16 protein-coding genes and 1 pseudogene are annotated in these 18,958 nt (G+C 59.6%); 9 read left to right on the top strand and 8 right to left on the bottom strand.

Features of this window, described 5'->3' with window-relative positions:
* Nucleotides 1–19 precede the first annotated feature (19 nt).
* The 3 genes from LVD08_RS15145 to LVD08_RS15155 all read right to left on the bottom strand — a co-directional run bounded on the left by LVD08_RS15145 (nucleotide 20) and on the right by LVD08_RS15155 (nucleotide 2,582).
* Entirely contained in the window at nucleotides 20–820 is an 801-nt protein-coding gene (locus LVD08_RS15145) for a sulfite exporter TauE/SafE family protein (RefSeq protein WP_103369163.1), read from the bottom strand.
* A 9-nt stretch (nucleotides 821–829) separates the two neighbouring features.
* Entirely contained in the window at nucleotides 830–2,074 is a 1,245-nt protein-coding gene (locus LVD08_RS15150; protein ID WP_247268547.1) for an NAD(P)/FAD-dependent oxidoreductase, read from the bottom strand.
* Between the two features lie 166 nt (nucleotides 2,075–2,240).
* Nucleotides 2,241–2,582 carry an ArsR/SmtB family transcription factor gene (locus tag LVD08_RS15155; RefSeq protein WP_007965280.1) on the bottom strand — a complete coding sequence of 114 codons (342 nt, stop codon included), beginning with the start codon at nucleotides 2,580–2,582 and terminating at the stop codon, nucleotides 2,241–2,243.
* A gap of 91 nt (nucleotides 2,583–2,673) precedes the next feature.
* On the opposite strand from LVD08_RS15155, the gene LVD08_RS15160 reads away from it, so the two are divergent.
* Together LVD08_RS15160 and LVD08_RS15165 are read left to right on the top strand one after the other, a co-directional pair.
* Nucleotides 2,674–3,537 carry an MBL fold metallo-hydrolase gene (locus LVD08_RS15160; RefSeq protein ID WP_247268548.1) on the top strand — a complete coding sequence of 288 codons (864 nt, stop codon included), beginning with the start codon at nucleotides 2,674–2,676 and terminating at the stop codon, nucleotides 3,535–3,537.
* Between the two features lie 202 nt (nucleotides 3,538–3,739).
* The gene (locus LVD08_RS15165) at nucleotides 3,740–6,268 is read left to right on the top strand and encodes a UvrD-helicase domain-containing protein (protein ID WP_247268549.1); all 2,529 of its coding nucleotides are present in this window, start codon (nucleotides 3,740–3,742) and stop codon (nucleotides 6,266–6,268) included.
* A gap of 33 nt (nucleotides 6,269–6,301) precedes the next feature.
* On the opposite strand, the gene bkdR is transcribed toward LVD08_RS15165, so the two are convergent.
* A complete protein-coding gene (gene bkdR, locus LVD08_RS15170) occupies nucleotides 6,302–6,790 on the bottom strand; it encodes a Bkd operon transcriptional regulator BkdR (RefSeq protein WP_007965286.1) in 489 nt (162 codons plus the stop codon).
* A gap of 185 nt (nucleotides 6,791–6,975) precedes the next feature.
* Here bkdR and LVD08_RS15175 point away from each other — a divergent pair, with 185 nt between their 5' ends.
* The 5 genes from LVD08_RS15175 to LVD08_RS15195 all read left to right on the top strand — a co-directional run bounded on the left by LVD08_RS15175 (nucleotide 6,976) and on the right by LVD08_RS15195 (nucleotide 13,184).
* Nucleotides 6,976–8,211 (top strand): 3-methyl-2-oxobutanoate dehydrogenase (2-methylpropanoyl-transferring) subunit alpha, encoded by a 1,236-nt coding sequence (locus LVD08_RS15175; RefSeq protein WP_003224001.1) that lies wholly within the window; start codon nucleotides 6,976–6,978, stop codon nucleotides 8,209–8,211.
* 1 nt (nucleotide 8,212) lies between these two features.
* Nucleotides 8,213–9,271: an alpha-ketoacid dehydrogenase subunit beta gene (locus LVD08_RS15180; RefSeq protein ID WP_003224000.1), complete on the top strand. Its 1,059-nt coding sequence runs from the start codon at nucleotides 8,213–8,215 to the stop codon at nucleotides 9,269–9,271.
* A complete protein-coding gene (locus LVD08_RS15185; RefSeq protein WP_247268550.1) occupies nucleotides 9,272–10,552 on the top strand; it encodes a dihydrolipoamide acetyltransferase family protein in 1,281 nt (426 codons plus the stop codon).
* Between the two features lie 4 nt (nucleotides 10,553–10,556).
* On the top strand, nucleotides 10,557–11,930 hold the full coding sequence (lpdA, locus tag LVD08_RS15190; RefSeq protein WP_097088020.1) for a dihydrolipoyl dehydrogenase: 1,374 nt from the start codon (nucleotides 10,557–10,559) through the stop codon (nucleotides 11,928–11,930).
* A 234-nt stretch (nucleotides 11,931–12,164) separates the two neighbouring features.
* On the top strand, nucleotides 12,165–13,184 hold the full coding sequence (locus LVD08_RS15195) for a branched-chain amino acid aminotransferase (RefSeq protein WP_027613221.1): 1,020 nt from the start codon (nucleotides 12,165–12,167) through the stop codon (nucleotides 13,182–13,184).
* Nucleotides 13,185–13,238: 54 nt separating this feature from the next.
* Here LVD08_RS15195 and LVD08_RS15200 read toward each other — a convergent pair whose 3' ends face one another.
* Nucleotides 13,239–14,117 carry a LysR substrate-binding domain-containing protein gene (locus LVD08_RS15200; RefSeq protein ID WP_247268551.1) on the bottom strand — a complete coding sequence of 293 codons (879 nt, stop codon included), beginning with the start codon at nucleotides 14,115–14,117 and terminating at the stop codon, nucleotides 13,239–13,241.
* 105 nt (nucleotides 14,118–14,222) lie between these two features.
* Here LVD08_RS15200 and LVD08_RS15205 point away from each other — a divergent pair, with 105 nt between their 5' ends.
* Nucleotides 14,223–14,831, top strand: a complete 609-nt coding sequence (locus LVD08_RS15205; RefSeq protein ID WP_247268552.1) for a LysE family translocator — start codon at nucleotides 14,223–14,225, stop codon at nucleotides 14,829–14,831.
* Nucleotides 14,832–14,854: 23 nt separating this feature from the next.
* Here the strand turns inward: LVD08_RS15205 and LVD08_RS15210 are convergent.
* The 3 genes and pseudogenes from LVD08_RS15210 to LVD08_RS15220 all read right to left on the bottom strand — a co-directional run.
* Nucleotides 14,855–15,673: pseudogene (locus LVD08_RS15210) on the bottom strand (TIGR03915 family putative DNA repair protein); the annotation flags it as partial.
* On the bottom strand, nucleotides 15,670–16,890 hold the full coding sequence (locus LVD08_RS15215; protein ID WP_047293587.1) for a putative DNA modification/repair radical SAM protein: 1,221 nt from the start codon (nucleotides 16,888–16,890) through the stop codon (nucleotides 15,670–15,672). The gene LVD08_RS15215 and the pseudogene LVD08_RS15210, both read right to left, overlap by 4 nt.
* 123 nt (nucleotides 16,891–17,013) lie before the next feature.
* Complete coding sequence (locus LVD08_RS15220) at nucleotides 17,014–17,772, bottom strand: ArsR/SmtB family transcription factor (RefSeq protein ID WP_247268553.1); 759 nt, start codon at nucleotides 17,770–17,772, stop codon at nucleotides 17,014–17,016.
* A 78-nt stretch (nucleotides 17,773–17,850) separates the two neighbouring features.
* On the opposite strand from LVD08_RS15220, the gene LVD08_RS15225 reads away from it, so the two are divergent.
* The gene (locus LVD08_RS15225) at nucleotides 17,851–18,954 is read left to right on the top strand and encodes a cytochrome P450 (RefSeq protein ID WP_247268554.1); all 1,104 of its coding nucleotides are present in this window, start codon (nucleotides 17,851–17,853) and stop codon (nucleotides 18,952–18,954) included.
* Nucleotides 18,955–18,958 lie beyond the last annotated feature (4 nt).

An 18,958-nucleotide genomic window follows, 5' to 3' on the forward strand; every position in this document is an offset into this window, starting at 1 on the left:
ACGGGCTGCGATTTTTGCTTTACGCCCGCAACAACATATACCCCGCCACCACCAGACACACGCTGGCAAACCCCACCTGCAACGTCCGCGCCGGCACCCGCGCACAAAGCTTGCGGCCGATGATCATGCCGACGATGCTGGCCACGATAAACGCCGCGCCCTGAGCATCAATCCGCACACCTGCGTGAAACGAGCCGATCACGCCAATCGCCGAAATCAGGCTGATCACCATCAGCGAAGTGGCGACAATCCCGCGCATTTGCACATCGGTCAGTTGCTTGAACGCCGGCACGATCAGGAAGCCACCGCCAACGCCGAGCAAGCCCGAAACCACACCGGTCACCGCACCCAGCGCCGCGAGGGTCGCGGTGCATTTGGCGGTCCAGTCGAAACGACCGGTCTGCTCATTGAGCATGCAGTTTTTCTGCCCCCAGCTCGCGTGGCCGTGGTCGCTCGGCCCCTCTTGCGCACGCTCACGGCGCAGCATGCGCCAGGCCACCATGACCATCAGCAGACTGAAGAGGATCATCAGGATCTTCTCCGGCAACTGGTGCGCGAAATAAATGCCCAGCGGCGAAAACAGCGCGCCAAGCGCGGCAATCAGCAGCGCCGCGCGATAACGCACCAGACCATGACGCAAGCCGTCGATCGCCCCGACTGCCGCCGCACTACCGACGGCGAACAACGCCACGGGCGCGGCCTGGGTCATGCTCCAGCCGAGGCCAAGCACCAGCGCCGGCACCGCGAGAATTCCGCCACCCGCCCCTGTCAGCCCGAGAATAAGCCCCATCAATACGCCAAACAGACTTGCCAGCAGCATAGGGAGTTCTCAGTCGACTTTGGACAAACCGGTCAGCCACTCGCGGCCCTTGAGCATGCCGTTCCAGTAGAACCACGGCAGCAGCGTCGCCTTGAGGAACCACGCCGAGCGGCGCGGCACGGTCGCATCGAGGGCGAAGGTCGGCAGCAACTTCCCGCCGTACCCGAACTCGGCGAGGATCACCTTGCCCTTCTCCACCGTCAGCGGGCACGAACCGTAGCCGTCGTACTTCAGTGGCAGCGGTTGTTGCTTGCGCACGGCCAGTAGATTTTCCGCGACCACCACGACCTGCTTGCGCACGGCGGCAGCGGTTTTCGCATTGCTGGTGCCGCAAATATCACCGAGGCCGAACACTTCCGGGTAACGCGGATGTTGCAGGCTGTGTGGATTGACTTCGCACCAGCCGGCAGCGTCGGCCAGCGGGCTCTGGGCGATGAAATCCGGCGAGACTTGCGGCGGCACCACGTGCAGCAGATCGAAGGTTTTCGCCTGTATGGTGAGGTTGCCGTCAGGATCCTTGACCTCGAACCAGGCGGTTTTCGCCGGGCCGTCGACCTTGACCAGGTTGGAGTTGAAGGCCAGTTGCGCGTTGTACTTTTCGATGTACTTCATCAGTGGCGGGACGAAGGTCGCGACACCGAACAACGCGGCGCCGGCCAGGTTGAATTCAACCTCGACCTTGTTCAGAACGCCGGTTTTGCGCCAGTGATCGCACGACAGGTACAACGCCTTCTGCGGCGCGCCGGCGCATTTGATCGGCATCGCCGGCTGCGTGAAAAGCGCCTTGCCGCCGCGCAGTTTCTGCACCTGATTCCAGGTGTACTGCGAGTGCTGATAGCTGTAGTTGGACGTTACGCCGTGCTGACCAAGGCTTTCCTGCAGGCCTTCGATCTTCTCCCAGGCCAGACGCAGGCCGGGGCAGACGATCAGGTTCTGGTAAGTGACGGTGCGCTGATCGTTGAGGGTCAACTGGCGCTGATCGGGATCGATGCCAGTCACCGCCGCCTGAATCCAGGTGGCCTGACGCGGCATCACTTTGCTCATCGGCCGCACGGTGTCCTTGACGTCGTAGGCGCCACCGCCGACCAGCGTCCACGCCGGTTGGTAGTAGTGCTGGGCGCTTGGCTCGATCACGGTCACTTTTAGAGTGGGATCACGCTTGAGCAGACTGGCGACGAAGCCGATGCCGGCGGTGCCGCCGCCGATGACCACGATATCGGCACTGATGGATGGGCCCCAGTGTTGATCGTTCATTGCTTGTTCCTTATTGCTGCATGCAAGGATTTCTTGGCCTTCACATAAATCCATTGTAGGAGTGAGCCTGCTCGCGATAGCGGTATGTCAGTCTATGAAGATATTGGCTGATACACCGCTATCGCGAGCAGGCTCACTCCTACAGAGATTGTGTGGTGGCTGACATTTATTGATGGCCCAGGCTTTTCAGCACCGCTCCGCAATACAACCCGGACAGGGTCTTCATCACCTGAATCACTTCAGGACTGGCCAGACCGTAAAAGATGTATTTGCCTTCGCGACGGGTCGCCACCAGGCCTTCATCACGCAGGATGCCCAGTTGCTGGGACAGGGTCGGCTGGCGCACGCCGGTCATTTTTTCCAGCTCGCCTACGTTGCGCTCGCCCTGGGTCAGCTGGCACAGGATCAACAGGCGATCCTCATTGGCCAGCGCCTTGAGCAGCGCGCAGGCCTTGGAGGCGGACGCCCGCAACTGGGCGACTTCACATTCGGTCAGACTGGATTGCATTTGCACGATGCCTTCAACGTCACTTAAGCTGCGAACATTATGTTTTTAGATAAAGTGTTGCAACCCATTTCCCTGGTTCAGGTTGGTGTCCATGCCCGCGCAGATTGAAGCTTTCCTCGACCCCGCCTCCTCGACCTACAGCTACGTGGTCTATGAAGCCGATGGCGGGCAGTGTGCAATCGTCGATCCGGTACTCGATTACGACGGCGCTGCCGGTCGCACCTGCACCGCGCAGGCCGACAAAATCATCACCTTCGTCCGTGAACACCGCTTGCAGGTGCAATGGCTGCTGGAAACCCACGCCCACGCCGACCACCTGTCCGCCGCGCCGTACCTGCGCCGCGAACTGGGCGGCAAGATTGCGATCGGCCAGTCCATCAGCAAGGTGCAGAACGTGTTCAAGGCGCTGTTCAACCTGGAACCGGAATTCTGCGTTGACGGCTCGCAGTTCGATCACCTGTTCGCACCGAACGAATCGTTCAAGATCGGCAACCTCAAGGCCACCGCCCTGCACGTCCCCGGCCACACCCCGGCGGACATGGCCTACCTGATCGATGGCGAACAGATTCTGGTCGGCGACACGCTGTTCATGCCGGACGTCGGCACTGCTCGCTGCGATTTCCCCGGCGGCAACGCGCACCAACTGTTCAACTCGATCCACAAACTGCTGGCCTTCCCCGCCAGCGTCAAACTCTACGTCTGCCACGACTACCCGCCCGAAGGCCGCGCCGCGCAGTGCCAGACCACCGTCGGGGAGCAGCGTCTGAGCAATATTCATGTGCATGACGGGATCGACGAGGCGGCGTTTGTCGAGATGCGCACCAAACGCGATGCCGGGTTGGGCATGCCGACGCTCTTGCTGCCGGCGATTCAGGTCAATGTGCGGGCCGGCAACCTGCCGCCGGCGGAAGGTAATGGCGTTGTCTACCTGAAGATTCCGATCAACAAAATGTGAGTTCAATTGCCCAGATGATTATTCGCTCCCTCATTTAAAGGAGCGCTCTGGACCGTGCCCTAGCCAAAATGCCACTACCGTGTAATATCCGGAAACCTAAACCGCTACGGGAGACTCCCTGCGACTACAAATGCGCAGGTGAGCAATAACACGGACATCGTCGAAGTCACACTTCGTCGAGAAGACTTTTTGCAGGGAAACCATGAGTCAAACTTCTCCACAGGGGCAACCCCCTGAACTGGAACCTGAAACATTCAATCGCCACCTTTCTATTTCTCGTCGCGCAATCGCCTACTTGTCATCCAAAGTCCTTGAGGCACTCAAAGCCATTGACGGGCGATCCTTCTTCGAGGGTAGAGAAGAAGGAATCAAGCTTGGCAATGACGCGGGCCTGCTTGCCGGAAAGGTTCTCGGCTACGCTGAGGGTTATGCAGAGGGGCGCGCCATTCTAGAGATCAACGACCTGCGCTCAGCCGCATCCTTGCCAGGAGAGGATCACTCCCTTTTTGACAATGAACTCATGCCCATCACCGATGATATCAAGCAGAAAATGCGCGACGAGGTGTGGGAAAAACTTGATGAGAAAGAACAACCGAGCGATCAGCAGTGGGCAATGATCTTTGCCGACACGACCTGTACTTCAGTGATCGCTGGCGCGGGCTCCGGGAAGTCCACGACGTTAGCCTTGCGTGTTGTGCTTAAACACTTTCACCTGGGCATCCCCCTTCATCACATGCAGGTGACTACCTTCACCACTGAGTCTAAAAAAGACTTGCAGAAAAAGATGGTGAAGATTTTCAAATCGTGGGGCAAAGACCTGAGTGAGAATCAAACTAAGAGTTTGGTACGCACCTTTCACAGCAAAGTATTCGGCTTCATGAAAGCGTTCTCGGATGCGCCTATCGACTATTTCGATTTCTTGGGCGCAAAAAAATCAGGTGAGGATGAGGACGAGCTGGAAAACCCCTTCTCGTCAAAGATCACGAATGAGCAAGGATTGGTTCTTTCCCAAGTATTCAATAGCCTTTACGAGAAAGACCTGACGTTCAAAAAGCACATCCTGGATCTCTACCAATCGATCGTCTTCGTCAAGCCGGATCCTATGTCTGAGTCCATGCGAAACAAAAAAAATCAGATTCTCGGCAAGATGTCCGATAAGGATGAAGCTGTCTGCGATGAAATTGAGGCCGCATGGGCAGAGTTGGGTCTATGGCCAATTCCAGGTGTGGCCGAGCGTCGAACGTTCAACATCGAAAGAAAACCCTTCATAGCCCACGGTTACTTGGAAGAGTTGGAAACACTGGTAATTCTTGGTTGGCCGGACACGAAAAACCAGTCGGGCGAAATTCCTAGGCGCGAAGGCCAGACAGTGAATCTCAAACAAGAGAGCTGGAGCCGCCAGGCGATGATTGGAGAATGTTATCGGGGGAAAAAATACATTCTCATCAATAACGTTATGGCCGCAAAGACACTGATGGGCAATGCCGAGCACATGATCGTTCAGGATGCCGGTTTTGATTATCACTTGCCGGGCACGACTATCAAGGAAACGAAGCTGACCGAAGTGTTCTTTGCCGAAGCCAACTACATCGAGAACCTGGGGTTGGATGTCGTCCAGGCGATCGGTTCATTAGATTTTACGCCGGGCGACCCACGCGAGCCTTTCTACCTCGCCTTGCAGATCTATTGGCGCGGCTTTCATGATTATCTGGAAAGCATGTCGCCCAAAAGATTGATTACCTTCAACAAGGCATTCGCACTGTTTGGCGAACACAATCCGGAAAATATTAAGCGCATTCCAACAGCCGAGCTAGACGGCATGCGACACCTCATGATTGATGAGTTCCAAGACGTGTCCGGCTTGAATATTTCCTGGGTCCGGCAATGCTGCAAAGAGATCCGTAATCGTAATCAAGGCCTGCCCGGATTGGGCAACAGCCTGATGGCAGTCGGCGACGACTGGCAAAGTATCTATGGCTGGCGCGGTAGCTCACCCCAGTATCTGATGGACTTCCATAAGCATTTCCACGCCCATACGCGCAACACTCTGTACATGCAGAACAACTACCGTTCCCATCAGACAATCATTGATGCTGCCGAACAAATTGTCCGTCCCACAACAACCGATAAAGCCAAGCATGGGATTGCAGCGAACGGAAAAGTCGTTAATCAAAAGACACCCGTATACATGCACTACGTGGCTAAAGATAAAAAAATCGTCGAGCCGGACGAAACGATTCTGCGACTCGTCAGACAAGCCTATGACGACGGTCATAGCATATTGATGGTGTTTCGCGTTGGCGATGTTGAAAAAGCATACAGAACAGCCCTACGAGGCCTATTGCACGAAGCGCAAAAAAAACAGCGCAACGTCAAACTGATGACCTTTCACAAGTCCAAAGGATTGCAGGCGCAATCTGTTTTCGTTATCGGTGATTGCTTCTATAACCCGACGAAATCCAAACGCAACGACATTTACAACCTCACCCAACTGGGCGACAAATCTCCAGCGCCTTATGACAACGCTCAATCAGATGAGGCACTGCGTTTAGCTTACGTAGGCATTACTCGCGCCGAACTCAGATGTCATTGGCTGGTAGACCGCGAGGTCACCGCGACGACCAAACAAAGCGGAAGTAATGCTTCGGGGTATGCCGATCTTAAATCTGGATGCTACAAAAAGTGGACTGATCACGAAACATCCGGAGTTTCAGCTCTTTCCCCGCAATAAGGTATTGATCCAGAGGCGGCGAAAGTGTCAGCGCTAGGTGCCCAGCGTCAACCCATTCGCCGGCAACGGCAACGCCGTCTTGTAGCGCACCTGCTTCAAGGCAAAACTCGACCGAATGTTCGCCACCCCCGGCACCTTGGTCAGAAAGTCCATCATGAACCGCTCCAGCGCCTGAATCGTCGGCACCAGCACCCGGATCAGATAGTCCGGGTCGCCGGCCATCAGGTAGCACTCCATCACCTCGGGGCGATCGGAAATCGCCTCTTCGAAATGCTGCAACGCCTCCTCGACCTGTTTCTCCAGGCTGACGTGAATGAACACATTCACATGCAGGCCCAGCAGGTCGGCATCGAGCAGCGTCACCTGCTCGCGAATCAGGCCTAATTCTTCCATCGCCTTGACCCGGTTGAAACACGGGGTCGGCGACAGGTTCACCGAGCGTGCGAGGTCGGCGTTGGTGATGCGCGCATTCTCCTGAAGGCTGTTGAGAATGCCAATGTCGGTACGGTCCAGTTTGCGCATGAGACAAAACCACCTGTTTTTTATGTTTATGCAGATTTTCTATCTGCAAATCGTCTCCAGCGCAACGAAACAGAGAGAAATATTCTTCTGGCCCGGGCCTATGATTGTTGTAGGACAAGATTTCTTTCACCCAAGAATGATTGCCAGCTCACTACAAGAAATTCACAAGATCGAGCGTAGAAGCCATGACCCAAGCGTATGAACCGCTGCGTCTGCACGTCCCTGAACCCTCGGGCCGCCCAGGCTGCAAAACCGACTTCTCCTACCTGCATCTGACCGATGCCGGCACGGTGCGCAAACCTTCCATTGACGTCGAACCCGCCGACACCGCCGACCTGGCGCGTGGGCTGATTCGGGTGCTCGATGATCAGGGCAACGCCCTCGGCCCCTGGGCTGAAAACGTGCCGGTCGAGATCCTGCGCAAGGGCATGCGCGCCATGCTCAAGACGCGGATCTACGACAACCGCATGGTGGTCGCCCAGCGCCAGAAAAAAATGTCGTTCTACATGCAGAGCCTTGGCGAAGAAGCCATCGGCAGTGCTCAGGCCCTGGCCTTGAATATCGACGACATGTGCTTCCCGACCTACCGCCAGCAAAGCATCCTGATGGCCCGCGAAGTGCCGCTGGTCGACCTGATCTGCCAACTGCTGTCCAACGAGCGCGATCCACTCAAGGGCCGGCAGTTGCCGATCATGTACTCGGTCAAGGACGCCGGTTTCTTCACCATCTCCGGCAACCTCGCGACTCAATTCATTCAGGCCGTCGGCTGGGGCATGGCCTCGGCGATCAAGGGCGACACGAAAATCGCCTCGGCCTGGATCGGTGACGGCGCCACCGCCGAATCGGACTTCCACACCGCCCTCACCTTCGCTCACGTTTACCGCGCGCCGGTGATCCTCAACGTGGTCAACAACCAGTGGGCGATCTCGACCTTCCAGGCCATCGCCGGGGGTGAAGCCACCACTTTCGCCGGACGCGGCGTCGGTTGCGGCATCGCCTCGCTGCGGGTCGATGGCAACGACTTCTACGCGGTCTACGCCGCTTCCGCCTGGGCTGCCGAGCGCGCCCGGCGCAACCTCGGCCCGACCATGATCGAATGGGTCACCTACCGCGCCGGCCCACACTCGACCTCCGACGATCCGTCGAAATACCGGCCTGCCGACGACTGGAGCCACTTCCCGCTGGGCGACCCGATTGCCCGCCTGAAGCAGCACCTGATCAAGGTCGGCCACTGGTCGGAAGAAGAGCACGCCGCCGTCAGCGCCGAGCTCGAAGCCGAAGTGATTGCCGCGCAGAAACAGGCCGAACAGTACGGCACCCTTGCCGGCGGACAGATTCCAAGCGCCGCGACCATGTTCGAAGACGTCTACAAAGAGATGCCGGAGCACTTGAAGCGCCAGCGTCAGCAGTTGGGGATCTGACATGAACGATCACAACAACAATATTCAGTTGGAAACCGCCATGACCACGACCACCATGACCATGATCCAGGCCCTGCGCTCGGCCATGGATGTGATGCTTGAGCGTGACGACAATGTGGTGGTGTTCGGTCAGGACGTCGGCTACTTCGGCGGCGTGTTCCGTTGCACCGAAGGCCTGCAGACCAAGTACGGCACCTCGCGGGTATTCGACGCGCCGATCTCCGAAAGCGGCATCGTCGGTGTTGCGGTGGGCATGGGCGCTTACGGCCTGCGCCCGGTGGCCGAGATTCAGTTCGCCGACTACGTCTACCCGGCTTCCGACCAGATCATTTCCGAAGCGGCGCGCCTACGTTATCGCTCGGCCGGCGAGTTCACCGCGCCGATGACACTGCGCATGCCGTGCGGCGGCGGGATCTACGGCGGCCAGACCCACAGCCAGAGCATCGAGGCGATGTTCACTCAGGTCTGTGGTCTGCGCACCGTGATGCCGTCCAATCCTTATGACGCCAAAGGCCTGCTGATCGCCTCCATCGAAAACGATGATCCGGTGATCTTCCTTGAGCCGAAACGCCTGTACAACGGCCCGTTCGACGGCCACCACGACCGTCCGGTAACCCCGTGGTCGAAACACCCGCAAGCCCAGGTGCCGGACGGTTACTACACCGTGCCGCTGGACGTCGCCGCGATCACTCGTCCGGGCAAGGACGTGACCGTATTGACCTACGGCACCACCGTGTACGTGTCGCAAGTTGCCGCTGAAGAAAGTGGCGTTGACGCCGAAGTCATCGACCTGCGTAGCCTGTGGCCGCTGGATCTGGAAACCATCGTCAAGTCGGTGAAGAAAACCGGTCGCTGCGTGGTGGTGCACGAAGCCACCCGTACCTGCGGTTTTGGCGCCGAGCTGGTGTCGCTGGTGCAAGAGCATTGCTTCCATCACCTGGAAGCGCCGATCGAACGCGTTACCGGTTGGGACACCCCCTACCCGCACGCGCAAGAGTGGGCGTATTTCCCAGGGCCGTCCCGAGTGGGCGCGGCGTTGAAACGGGTCATGGAGGTCTGAATGGGCACGCACGTTATCAAGATGCCGGACATCGGCGAAGGCATCGCAGAAGTCGAACTGTCGCAGTGGCACGTCAAGGTTGGCGATCTGGTGGTTGAAGACCAGGTGCTGGCGGACGTGATGACCGACAAGGCAATGGTCGATATTCCATCGCCGGTGCACGGAAAGGTCATTGCGCTCGGCGGTCAGCCGGGTGAAGTGATGGCGGTCGGCAGTGTGCTGATCAGCATTGAAGTTGAAGGCGCCGGGAATCTGAAAGAGTCCGCCGCGCTAGCACCGGTTGCTGCGCAAGAGCCGCCTGCTGCTCCGAAAGTTGAAACAGTTGCCGAGAGCAAACCTGCCGCTGCTGCTGGGCCGCGCCCGGCACCGGTTTGCCAGGGCCCGATGGTTGCCCGCGAGGCCGATGAACGTCCGCTGGCCTCGCCGGCCGTGCGCAAACATGCGCTGGATCTGGGCATTCAATTGCGTCTGGTGCGCGGTTCCGGCCCGGCCGGTCGTGTGCTGCACGAAGACCTCGAAGCCTATCTGGCGCAAGGTCAGTCGAACGCTTCGGCGCCGGCAGCTGCCGCGTACGCCCAGCGTCACGATGAAGAACATATTCAGGTTATCGGCATGCGCCGCAAGATTGCCCAGCGCATGCAGGACGCCACCCAGCGTGCCGCACACTTCAGCTACGTCGAGGAAATCGACGTTACCGCGATTGAAGAACTGCGCGCGCATCTGAATGAAAAACACGGCGCCAGCCGGGGCAAGTTGACCTTGCTGCCGTTCCTGGTCCGCGCACTGGTCGTCGCCCTGCGTGACTTCCCGCAGATGAACGCCCGTTACGACGACGAAGCCCAGGTCATCACCCGCCTCGGCGCAGTGCATGTCGGTGTCGCCACGCAAAGCGATGTCGGCCTGATGGTGCCGGTGGTGCGTCACGCCGAAGCGCGCAGCCTGTGGGACAGCGCCGCGGAAATCTCGCGTCTGGCTAACGCCGCACGCACTGGCAAGGCCAGCCGCGACGAATTGTCTGGTTCGACCATCACCCTGACCAGCCTCGGTGCGCTGGGCGGCATCGTCAGCACCCCGGTGCTGAACCTGCCGGAAGTGGCTATCGTCGGCGTGAACAAAATCGTCGAACGGCCGATGGTCATCAAGGGCCAGGTGGTGATCCGCAAGATGATGAACCTCTCCAGCTCCTTCGATCACCGCGTGGTCGACGGCATGGACGCGGCGCTCTTCATCCAGGCCATTCGTGGCTTGATCGAACAACCCGCAACCCTGTTTGTGGAGTGACGCCATGCAAACCTTGAACACCACGCTGCTGATCATCGGCGGCGGCCCCGGCGGTTACGTCACGGCAATTCGCGCCGGACAACTGGGCATTTCGACGATTCTGGTCGAAGGCCAATCGCTGGGTGGCACTTGCCTGAACATCGGCTGCATTCCGTCCAAAGCGTTGATTCACGTGGCCGAGCAGTTTCACCAGACACAACATCACAGTCAGCATTCTGCGTTGGGTATCAGCGTTTCGGCGCCGAGTCTCGACATCGGCAAAAGCGTCGAGTGGAAGGACGGCATCGTCGATCGCCTGACCACCGGCGTCGCCGCACTGCTGAAAAAGAACAAGGTCCAGGTCATCAATGGCTGGGCCAAAGTCATCGACGGCAAAACCGTGGAAGTCGGCGATACGCGGATTCAGTGCGAGCATCTGGTGCTGGCCACCGGTTCGACCAGCGTCAACCTGCCGATCCTGCCAATCGGCGGGCCGATCATCTCCTCCACCGAAGCGCTGTCGCCGAAGTCCGTGCCCAAACGTCTGGTGGTGGTGGGCGGCGGTTACATCGGTCTGGAGCTGGGCATTGCTTACCGCAAGCTCGGCGCCGAGGTCAGCGTGGTCGAGGCGCAGGATCGTATCCTGCCGGCCTACGATGCCGAGCTGACCCAACCGGTCCACGAAGCACTGAAGCAACTGGGCGTGAAGCTCTATCTCAAGCACAGCGTGCTGGGTTTCGACGGCACCTTGCAGGTGCGTGAGCCGAACGGCGACACCCTCAATCTGGAAACCGATCAGGTGCTGGTGGCAGTCGGGCGCAAGCCGAATACGCAGGGCTGGAACCTTGAAGCGCTGAACCTGGACATGAACGGCTCGGCGATCAAGATCGACAGCCGCTGCCAGACCAGCATGCGCAACGTCTACGCCATCGGCGACCTCAGCGGCGAGCCGATGCTCGCCCATCGCGCCATGGCTCAGGGCGAAATGGTTGCCGAGCTGATCAGCGGCAAATCCCGCGAATTCAACCCGACCGCCATCGCCGCCGTGTGCTTTACCGACCCGGAACTGGTGGTGGTCGGCCAGACCCCGGACGAAGCCAAGGCTGCCGGGCTGGACTGCATCGTTTCCAGCTTCCCGTTCGCTGCCAATGGCCGGGCGATGACCCTGGAATCAAAAAGCGGCTTCGTGCGGGTGGTCGCGCGGCGCGACAATCATGTGATTGTCGGCTGGCAGGCGGTCGGGGTTGGCGTGTCGGAGTTGTCGACCGCGTTCGCGCAAAGCCTGGAAATGGGTGCGCGCCTGGAAGACATTGGCGGCACTATTCATGCGCATCCGACCCTGGGTGAAGCGGTGCAGGAAGCGGCGTTGCGTGCTTTGGGGCATGCGTTGCACCTGTGATGGTGGGTGGCTGTAATGGCCCCTTCGCGAGCAGGCTCGCTCCCACAATGGGAATGCATTTCAAATGTGGGAGCGAGCCTGCTCGCGAATTCTCAGGCGCAACCGGAATTATCTGTCTGTCATCCGATAGTCCGGGCTGCGAAACCGCTCAAGAATGAAGTATTGTTGTGCCCATCCAAAAAAACGTCAGAAGCCTTGAACCGTTTCGACGGTTGTTCAGTGATAGAGGGTGTCATGGGTAACGAGAGCATCAATTGGGACAAGCTGGGTTTTGACTACATCAAGACCGACAAACGCTATCTGTCGTACTTTCGCAATGGCGAATGGGACAAAGGCACCCTGACCGAAGACAACGTGCTGCACATCAGCGAAGGCTCGACTGCCCTTCACTATGGCCAGCAGTGCTTCGAAGGCCTGAAGGCCTATCGTTGCAAGGACGGCTCGATCAACCTGTTCCGTCCCGACCAGAACGCCGCGCGCATGCAACGCAGCTGCGCCCGCCTGCTGATGCCGCACGTGTCGACCGAGCAGTTCATCGAAGCGTGCAAGGAAGTGGTTCGCGCCAACGAGCGCTTCATTCCGCCGTACGGCACCGGCGGCGCGTTGTACCTGCGTCCATTCGTGATCGGCGTGGGTGACAACATTGGCGTGCGTACCGCGCCGGAGTTCATCTTCTCGGTATTCGCGATCCCGGTCGGCGCCTACTTCAAGGGCGGCCTGACCCCACACAACTTCCAGATCTCCAGCTTCGACCGCGCCGCCCCACAAGGCACTGGTGCAGCCAAGGTCGGTGGCAACTATGCCGCCAGCCTGATGCCGGGCTCCCAGGCGAAGAAAGCGCACTTCGCCGACGCCATCTACCTGGATCCGCTGACCCACAAGAAGATCGAGGAAGTCGGTTCGGCCAACTTCTTCGGGATCACCCACGACAACAAGTTCATCACCCCGAACTCGCCGTCGGTCCTGCCAGGCATCACCCGTCTGTCGCTGATCGAACTGGCGAAAACCCGTCTGGGTCTGGAAGTGATTGAAGGCGACGTGCTGATCGACAAACTGTCGGACTTCAAGGAAGCCGGCGCCTGCGGCACCGCGGCGGTGATCACCCCGATCGGCGGTATCAGTTACAACGACCACCTTCACGTGTTTCACAGCGAAACCGAAGTCGGCCCGGTCACCCAGAAACTCTACAAAGAGCTGACTGGCGTGCAGACCGGCGACATCGAAGCGCCAGCGGGCTGGATCGTCAAGGTTTGATCTGACGGCTGCTTAGGCACAAAAGCCCCCATCGAGTGATCGATGAGGGCTTTTTCATGGACGCTGTTGCTGTAGCCAGTCAATGAACACTTCGGTGTGCGCCGACGCTTGCGGGGCAACGCCGTAGTAATAGCGTGGCAGCGGCATGCGCAGATCCGGCAACGGACAGATCAGGCGACCACTCGACAAATGCGTGCCGAGCAAAGTGGTTGGACACAGCGCGATGCCCTCGCCCGCCACGGCCGCTTCCAGCACCCGGTGCATGTAATCAAACTGACGGATCACCTGAGTGCTGCTCTGACTCTGGCCAAAATGCCTCGCCCAGTGGTGCCAGTCTTCACGCCGCGCCCTGACGGTCAGCAAGGTATGCGCACTGAGGCCGGCGAGATTTGTCAGCGGCAGTCGCTCAATCAATGCCGGCGCCGCGACCATGACCAATTCATCCTCGAACAACGCGTGCGCCTCCAGCGTCGGCGCCCAATCGTCACGGCCCCGGCGGATGACAATGTCGAAATCGTCGCGGGCCGGATTCGGCGACTGGGTCTGCGTGACGACCTGGGTGTCGATGTGCGGATGCTGCACCGAAAAGTCCGCCAAACGAGGCGTCAGCCATAACAGGGCGAAGGACGGCCGGACATTGATCGTGATCGTCGGCCGCGCTGCCTGTCGCCTCAACTCGGCAGCGGCGTCGGCAATCTGCGCCAGACCGGCGCTGACTTGCTGATAAAAAAGCTCACCCGCCGGCGTCAGCAGCGACTGCCTGATGCGCCGCTCAAACAACAAAACGCCCAGATGTTCTTCAAGCAATTTGACGTGGCGGCTGACCGCACTATGGCTGACATGCAGCTCGTCGGCCGCCAGGCTGAAACTCTGATGACGAGCAGCCACAGCGAAGGCGCGAACCGCATTGAGCGGGGGAAGTGAATTTTTCATGGGTCTAATTTAGTCACATATGCACTGCATTTAAAGCGTTTGTCAGCGCGTTGCCGCCACGCCAATCTGCCCGCACGCAGACACGCGATTCGACGGAGCAACATCATGCACAGCTACGGACTCTTTGTATTGTTCGCCGCCCTGACCATTTTGAGCCCCGGCCCGGGCGTGGTGCTGACCCTGTCCAACGCCGTGCGCCTGGGCTGGACCGGCGCAGTACCCGGCATTCTAGGGATCGCCTCGGGCGCTTTCGTGGTGGCAGCCCTCAGCGCCACCAGCGTCGGCTTGATCCTCAGCGCCTCGGCCGAGGCGTTTTCCGTGCTGAAATACGCCGGAGCTGCGTACCTGTTGTATCTGGGCTTCAAGAGCTGGCGTTCAGATCGTTTCCGTACCCTGCAGCAAGTTCGCCCTTCTCGTCCGGGCTACCGTTTTCTCGAAGCCGCGTCCCTGCAGTTTCTCAATCCGAAAGCGATCTTCTTCTTTCTGGCCGTATTCCCGCAGTTCATCGACACTGAACAGGCTTTTTACCCGCAGTTCTTCAAACTGGTGGCCTCTTACGCGGTGCTGGTAATTCTGGTGCACGGCAGCTACGCCCTGCTCGCCAATGCGGCCAAAGGCTGGCTGTCGAGCCCGAAAGGATCCTGGCTGGCGGCAAAAGTCTCGGGGGTGACCTTTGCCGGTTTTGGTCTGCTGATGGCGTCGGCAACCCGCTGATCGACCTGCTCAGGCTCATCCTGTTTCAAGGCAATCCGCTTGCCGGCTCGCGCGGCAATCCCGCTGGCCTGTCCGTTCTGCTGCTTGCCCGTGCGCGCCTGGGTAATCAGCCCGGGAATCAACTCCCCTTCCGGCAGATTCTTCCAGAACCGTACCGGCAAATGCCCTTGCATGACCTTCTCGTTCAATCGCGCCGGGTTGAAGATGTGGCTGTAGTACGTCAGCCATAGCTCGCCATGCGGGTCATCGACGTTCTGCGCCAGCTGCTGCCATTCCACCGGGCACTGGCGCTGATGAATCAACTGTTCGCCATCGTAATAAACCCCGTCACGCGGCGTGGCGATCAACCAGCGATGCCGGCCCATGCGTCCGATGAAATGTTCGCTGGCACTGTGCAGGATGTCGTGGGCCGGTTCGTGCCACGCGACGTATTGCGGGCCTGGCTGATCCTGCGGGCGTTCGATGAAACGCACGAACGCATGCAAATGGTGGGCTTCGCGCTGCACCTGCTTGATCCGCCGCTGCAACTCGCTGCCGAGCTTGTCGCCGGCCATCATCGCCGTGCGATCGCCATGGCTGACTCGCCACAGCACTTCATACAACAGACTCCAGCGCTGGTCGCCCCGGTAGCGTGCGGCTTGCTCCAGGGTGTCGAGCAGTGCGCGGGGGATGCGTGCCTGAAACGGCCCCTGCCCTTCGGGTACCGAGACGTCACTGGCAAACAGATCGCGCACCCCTTCCGACGCCCAACTCACCAGACTCGGGTCAACTTCATGGCTGAGCAGCCAGCGTGCCTGCTGGCGCCAGGTGTCGAACAGGTCGTCGCAATCGAGATTGATCATCCCCACAACCCCATCTGCTGCGGCTGCGGCCGATCGCGCAGTTGCTGATAGAGCATATGACTGGTGACTTCGGCCTGCTGCGGGTGGTAGTCGCTGGTGATGATGAACGGCTTGGCCTTGGCCAGCACACAGCGCATGCGTGCCACGTCTTCGTAGCGGATGCGTCGTTGCTGGCGCAATTGCACCAGACGCTCGGTAGTGCGCAGGCCGATGCCCGGAATACGCGCGATCAACGACGGCTCGGCACGATTCAGGTCCAGCGGAAACACTTCGCGATTCTGCAGTGCCCAAGCCAGTTTCGGGTCGATGTCCAGCGCCAGATTACCCGGGCCCTTGAGCAATTCATCAGCGTTGTAGCCGTAGCTGCGCAAGAGGAAATCGGCTTGATACAGACGGTGTTCGCGCATCAGCGGTGGCGCGGCCAGTGGCACGCTTTTCGGGCTGTCGGGAATCGGGCTGAAGGCCGAATAGTAGACGCGCCGCAAGCGGTAATTGCCATACAGCGACTGAGCGCTGTGCAGGATCGTGCTGTCGTCGGTGTCGTCGGCGCCGACGATCATTTGCGTACTTTGCCCGGCGGGGGCGAACTTCGCCGAACGCGGTTCGTTGAGCACCGTTTGCACGCCGGTGTAGATGGTGCTCATCGCTTGCTTGATCGAACCGATCTGCTTCTCCGGCGCCAGGGTTTGCAGGCTGGCGTCGGTGGGCAGTTCAATGTTGACGCTGAGGCGATCGGCGTAGCGCCCGGCCTCCTCGATCAATGCCGGATCGGCCTCGGGAATGGTCTTGAGGTGAATGTAGCCCCGAAACTCGTGCTGCTCGCGCAACAGTTTCGCCACGCGCACCAGTTGTTCCATGGTGTAGTCCGCCGAACGGATGATCCCCGAACTGAGAAACAGCCCGCTGACGCAGTTGCGCCGGTAGAAATCCAGGGTCAGCGTCACCACTTCCTCGGGGGTGAAACGTGCACGCGGCACATCGCTGGAGCGGCGGTTGACGCAATATTGGCAGTCGTAGAGACAGAAATTGGTCAGGAGGATTTTCAGCAGCGACACGCAACGGCCGTCCGGCGTGTAGCTGTGGCAGATGCCCATGCCATCGGTCGAGCCCAACCCGCTCTTGCCTTCGGAGCTGCGCTTGGGCGCACCGCTGCTGGCGCAGGAGGCGTCGTACTTGGCGGCGTCGGCGAGAATGCTGAGCTTGTCGATGATTTGCATGGCGAAGACTCGATACTGGTTATGCGTACAGTATCGAGTCTGTTGGATTGGCACAAGGTGCAAAACCGGATCAAAAGATCGCAGCCTTCGGCAGCTCCTACAGGGATTGGGCAGGGTCGAGAATTATCGGGTGTACGCGATTACTGTAGGACCTGCCGCAGGCTGCGATCTTTTGACCTTCGCGTCTAACGGCAACTCAAGACCAAACCGCATACCCATTTCCTTGCGCCCCGCCACGGTCAGTGCTAACGCCCGACTATCAAGATCCTGCGTCACCCACTTGCGTTTCAACGCCATCTGCAACAACGCCGCCCCCAACGAACCGCCCAGATGCGGCCGGCGCATGCTCCAGTCCAGGCACGGGCAAGCAAACTTGCGGCGCAAGGTACTCAAGTCCTGCACCTCAATCCCCAAGCTCGCAAACAACGCGTCGCCGGTGCCGCTCAAGCGATAAGCCCGCTCATCGGTTTCCACCAGCCACCCCGCCTCAAGCATACGGTCGTGGAGCAACACCGCCAGCGTGCCGGCCATGTGGTCGTAGCAGGTACGAGCGAATTGCAGGCGATCCGGGGTGTGCGGTTTGAAGATCGGCGCGGCGTTCTGGCCGATCACCATCAACGCTTCCAGCGCCTGAGCCACGCGCTGATCGGCGAGGTTGTAATAACGATGGCGGCCCTGCACATGCAGGCGCACCAGTGCCAGATCCTTGAGCTTGGCCAGATGTGCACTGGCGGTGGAGGCGCTGACTTCCGCCACGGCCGCTAATTCAGTGCTGGTGCGGGCGTGGCCGTCCATCAGCGAGCAGAGAATTTTCGTGCGTGCCGGTTCGGCGATGGCGGCCGCCACCTGCGAAACGCCGATGTCTTGATGTTCTGCGTGCATATTTCGCTCCCCGACGAATCGTCGCCGCTGCGAACTGAAGATACTCGCATCACTTTCCCGACGACAAGGCTGTGAACCATGGACCCGATCATCGCTGCGACGCATGCCGATCCATACCCCTACTACGCCAAACTGCGCGCCGAGGGCGGACTGACCTTTGATCATGGATTGAAGCTATGGGTCGCCAGCAGCGCCCGAGCGGTGCGTGCGGTGCTGACGCATGCCGATTGTCGGGTGCGACCGTTGCAGGAACCGGTGCCCAAGGCGATTGCCTCGGGGCTGGCCGGCAAGGTGTTCGGGCAGTTGATGCGGATGAACGATGGCGAACGTCAGCGCTGTCCGCGTGCGGCAATCGAGCCGTCTCTGCAGTTGATAGATGACGAGCAAGTACGCGCACTGGTGGCCGCGCGTCTGATTACGGCGGACGCCGACGGCTTATATAAGGCGATGTTTCGCGGCCCGGTGTGCGTGGTCGCGGCGCTGCTCGGCTTCACCCCGGCGCAAGGCCGGGCGATCAGTGAACTGACCGCGGATTTCGTCGCCTGCCTGTCGCCGCTGAGCAATGACCTGCAACTGGCGGCGGCGCATGCGGCGGCGGAGCAATTGCACGGCTATTTCATCGAGTTGCTGGCCGAAGCCGATAGCGAGTTGCTCAAGGCGATCGAGCAGCGATTTGCAGGAGACGAAGAAACCCTGATCGCCAACCTGATCGGTCTCTGTTCGCAGACGTTCGAGGCCAGTGCGGGACTGATCGGCAATGCACTGATTGCGCTGCGACGTCAGCCCGAATTGCGCCATGCCTCAGTGGACGCACTGTTGGCCGAGGTTCAGCGCTTTGATCCGCCAGTGCAGAACACTCGGCGCTTTGTCGCGCAGACTTGCGAGATCGATGGCGTGCGGCTCGAGGCCGGAGAGGTGATTCTGGTGCTGCTGGCCTCGGCCAACCGCGATCCTTTGTTGAATGCAGAGCCCGAGCGGTTTCTGCTGGATCGCCCTGACCGGCGCAGTTTCAGCTTTGGCAGCGGCCGGCATCAGTGTCCGGGGCAGACGCTGGCGTTGAACATTGCCGCTGCGACTGTCAGAGAAATCCTTGATCAGGGTGTGAATCTGCAACAACTGACGTGGCATTACCGCCCATCGCTCAATGGGCGGATTCCACTGTTCAGCGCGGCACAGCCTTAGGCAC

It is taken from the genome of Pseudomonas sp. YL2 (genome assembly GCF_023063025.1).
Taxonomy (GTDB): Bacteria; Pseudomonadota; Gammaproteobacteria; order Pseudomonadales; family Pseudomonadaceae; genus Aquipseudomonas; species Aquipseudomonas putida_A.

Excerpts from the sequence above, each read along its gene's own strand:
- LVD08_RS15205 (WP_247268552.1), top strand. The coding sequence starts at position 14,223 with ATGCACAGCTACGGACTCTTTGTATTGTTCGCCGCCCTGACCATTTTG.
- LVD08_RS15200 (WP_247268551.1), bottom strand. The coding sequence starts at position 14,117 with ATGAAAAATTCACTTCCCCCGCTCAATGCGGTTCGCGCCTTCGCTGTG.
- bkdR (WP_007965286.1), bottom strand. The coding sequence starts at position 6,790 with ATGCGCAAACTGGACCGTACCGACATTGGCATTCTCAACAGCCTTCAG.
- LVD08_RS15145 (WP_103369163.1), bottom strand. The coding sequence starts at position 820 with ATGCTGCTGGCAAGTCTGTTTGGCGTATTGATGGGGCTTATTCTCGGG.
- LVD08_RS15225 (WP_247268554.1), top strand. The coding sequence starts at position 17,851 with ATGGACCCGATCATCGCTGCGACGCATGCCGATCCATACCCCTACTAC.
- LVD08_RS15165 (WP_247268549.1), top strand. The coding sequence starts at position 3,740 with ATGAGTCAAACTTCTCCACAGGGGCAACCCCCTGAACTGGAACCTGAA.
- LVD08_RS15220 (WP_247268553.1), bottom strand. The coding sequence starts at position 17,772 with ATGCACGCAGAACATCAAGACATCGGCGTTTCGCAGGTGGCGGCCGCC.
- LVD08_RS15195 (WP_027613221.1), top strand. The coding sequence starts at position 12,165 with ATGGGTAACGAGAGCATCAATTGGGACAAGCTGGGTTTTGACTACATC.
- LVD08_RS15175 (WP_003224001.1), top strand. The coding sequence starts at position 6,976 with ATGACCCAAGCGTATGAACCGCTGCGTCTGCACGTCCCTGAACCCTCG.
- lpdA (WP_097088020.1), top strand. The coding sequence starts at position 10,557 with ATGCAAACCTTGAACACCACGCTGCTGATCATCGGCGGCGGCCCCGGC.
- LVD08_RS15155 (WP_007965280.1), bottom strand. The coding sequence starts at position 2,582 with ATGCAATCCAGTCTGACCGAATGTGAAGTCGCCCAGTTGCGGGCGTCC.
- LVD08_RS15185 (WP_247268550.1), top strand. The coding sequence starts at position 9,272 with ATGGGCACGCACGTTATCAAGATGCCGGACATCGGCGAAGGCATCGCA.
- LVD08_RS15150 (WP_247268547.1), bottom strand. The coding sequence starts at position 2,074 with ATGAACGATCAACACTGGGGCCCATCCATCAGTGCCGATATCGTGGTC.
- LVD08_RS15180 (WP_003224000.1), top strand. The coding sequence starts at position 8,213 with ATGAACGATCACAACAACAATATTCAGTTGGAAACCGCCATGACCACG.
- LVD08_RS15215 (WP_047293587.1), bottom strand. The coding sequence starts at position 16,890 with ATGCAAATCATCGACAAGCTCAGCATTCTCGCCGACGCCGCCAAGTAC.
- LVD08_RS15160 (WP_247268548.1), top strand. The coding sequence starts at position 2,674 with ATGCCCGCGCAGATTGAAGCTTTCCTCGACCCCGCCTCCTCGACCTAC.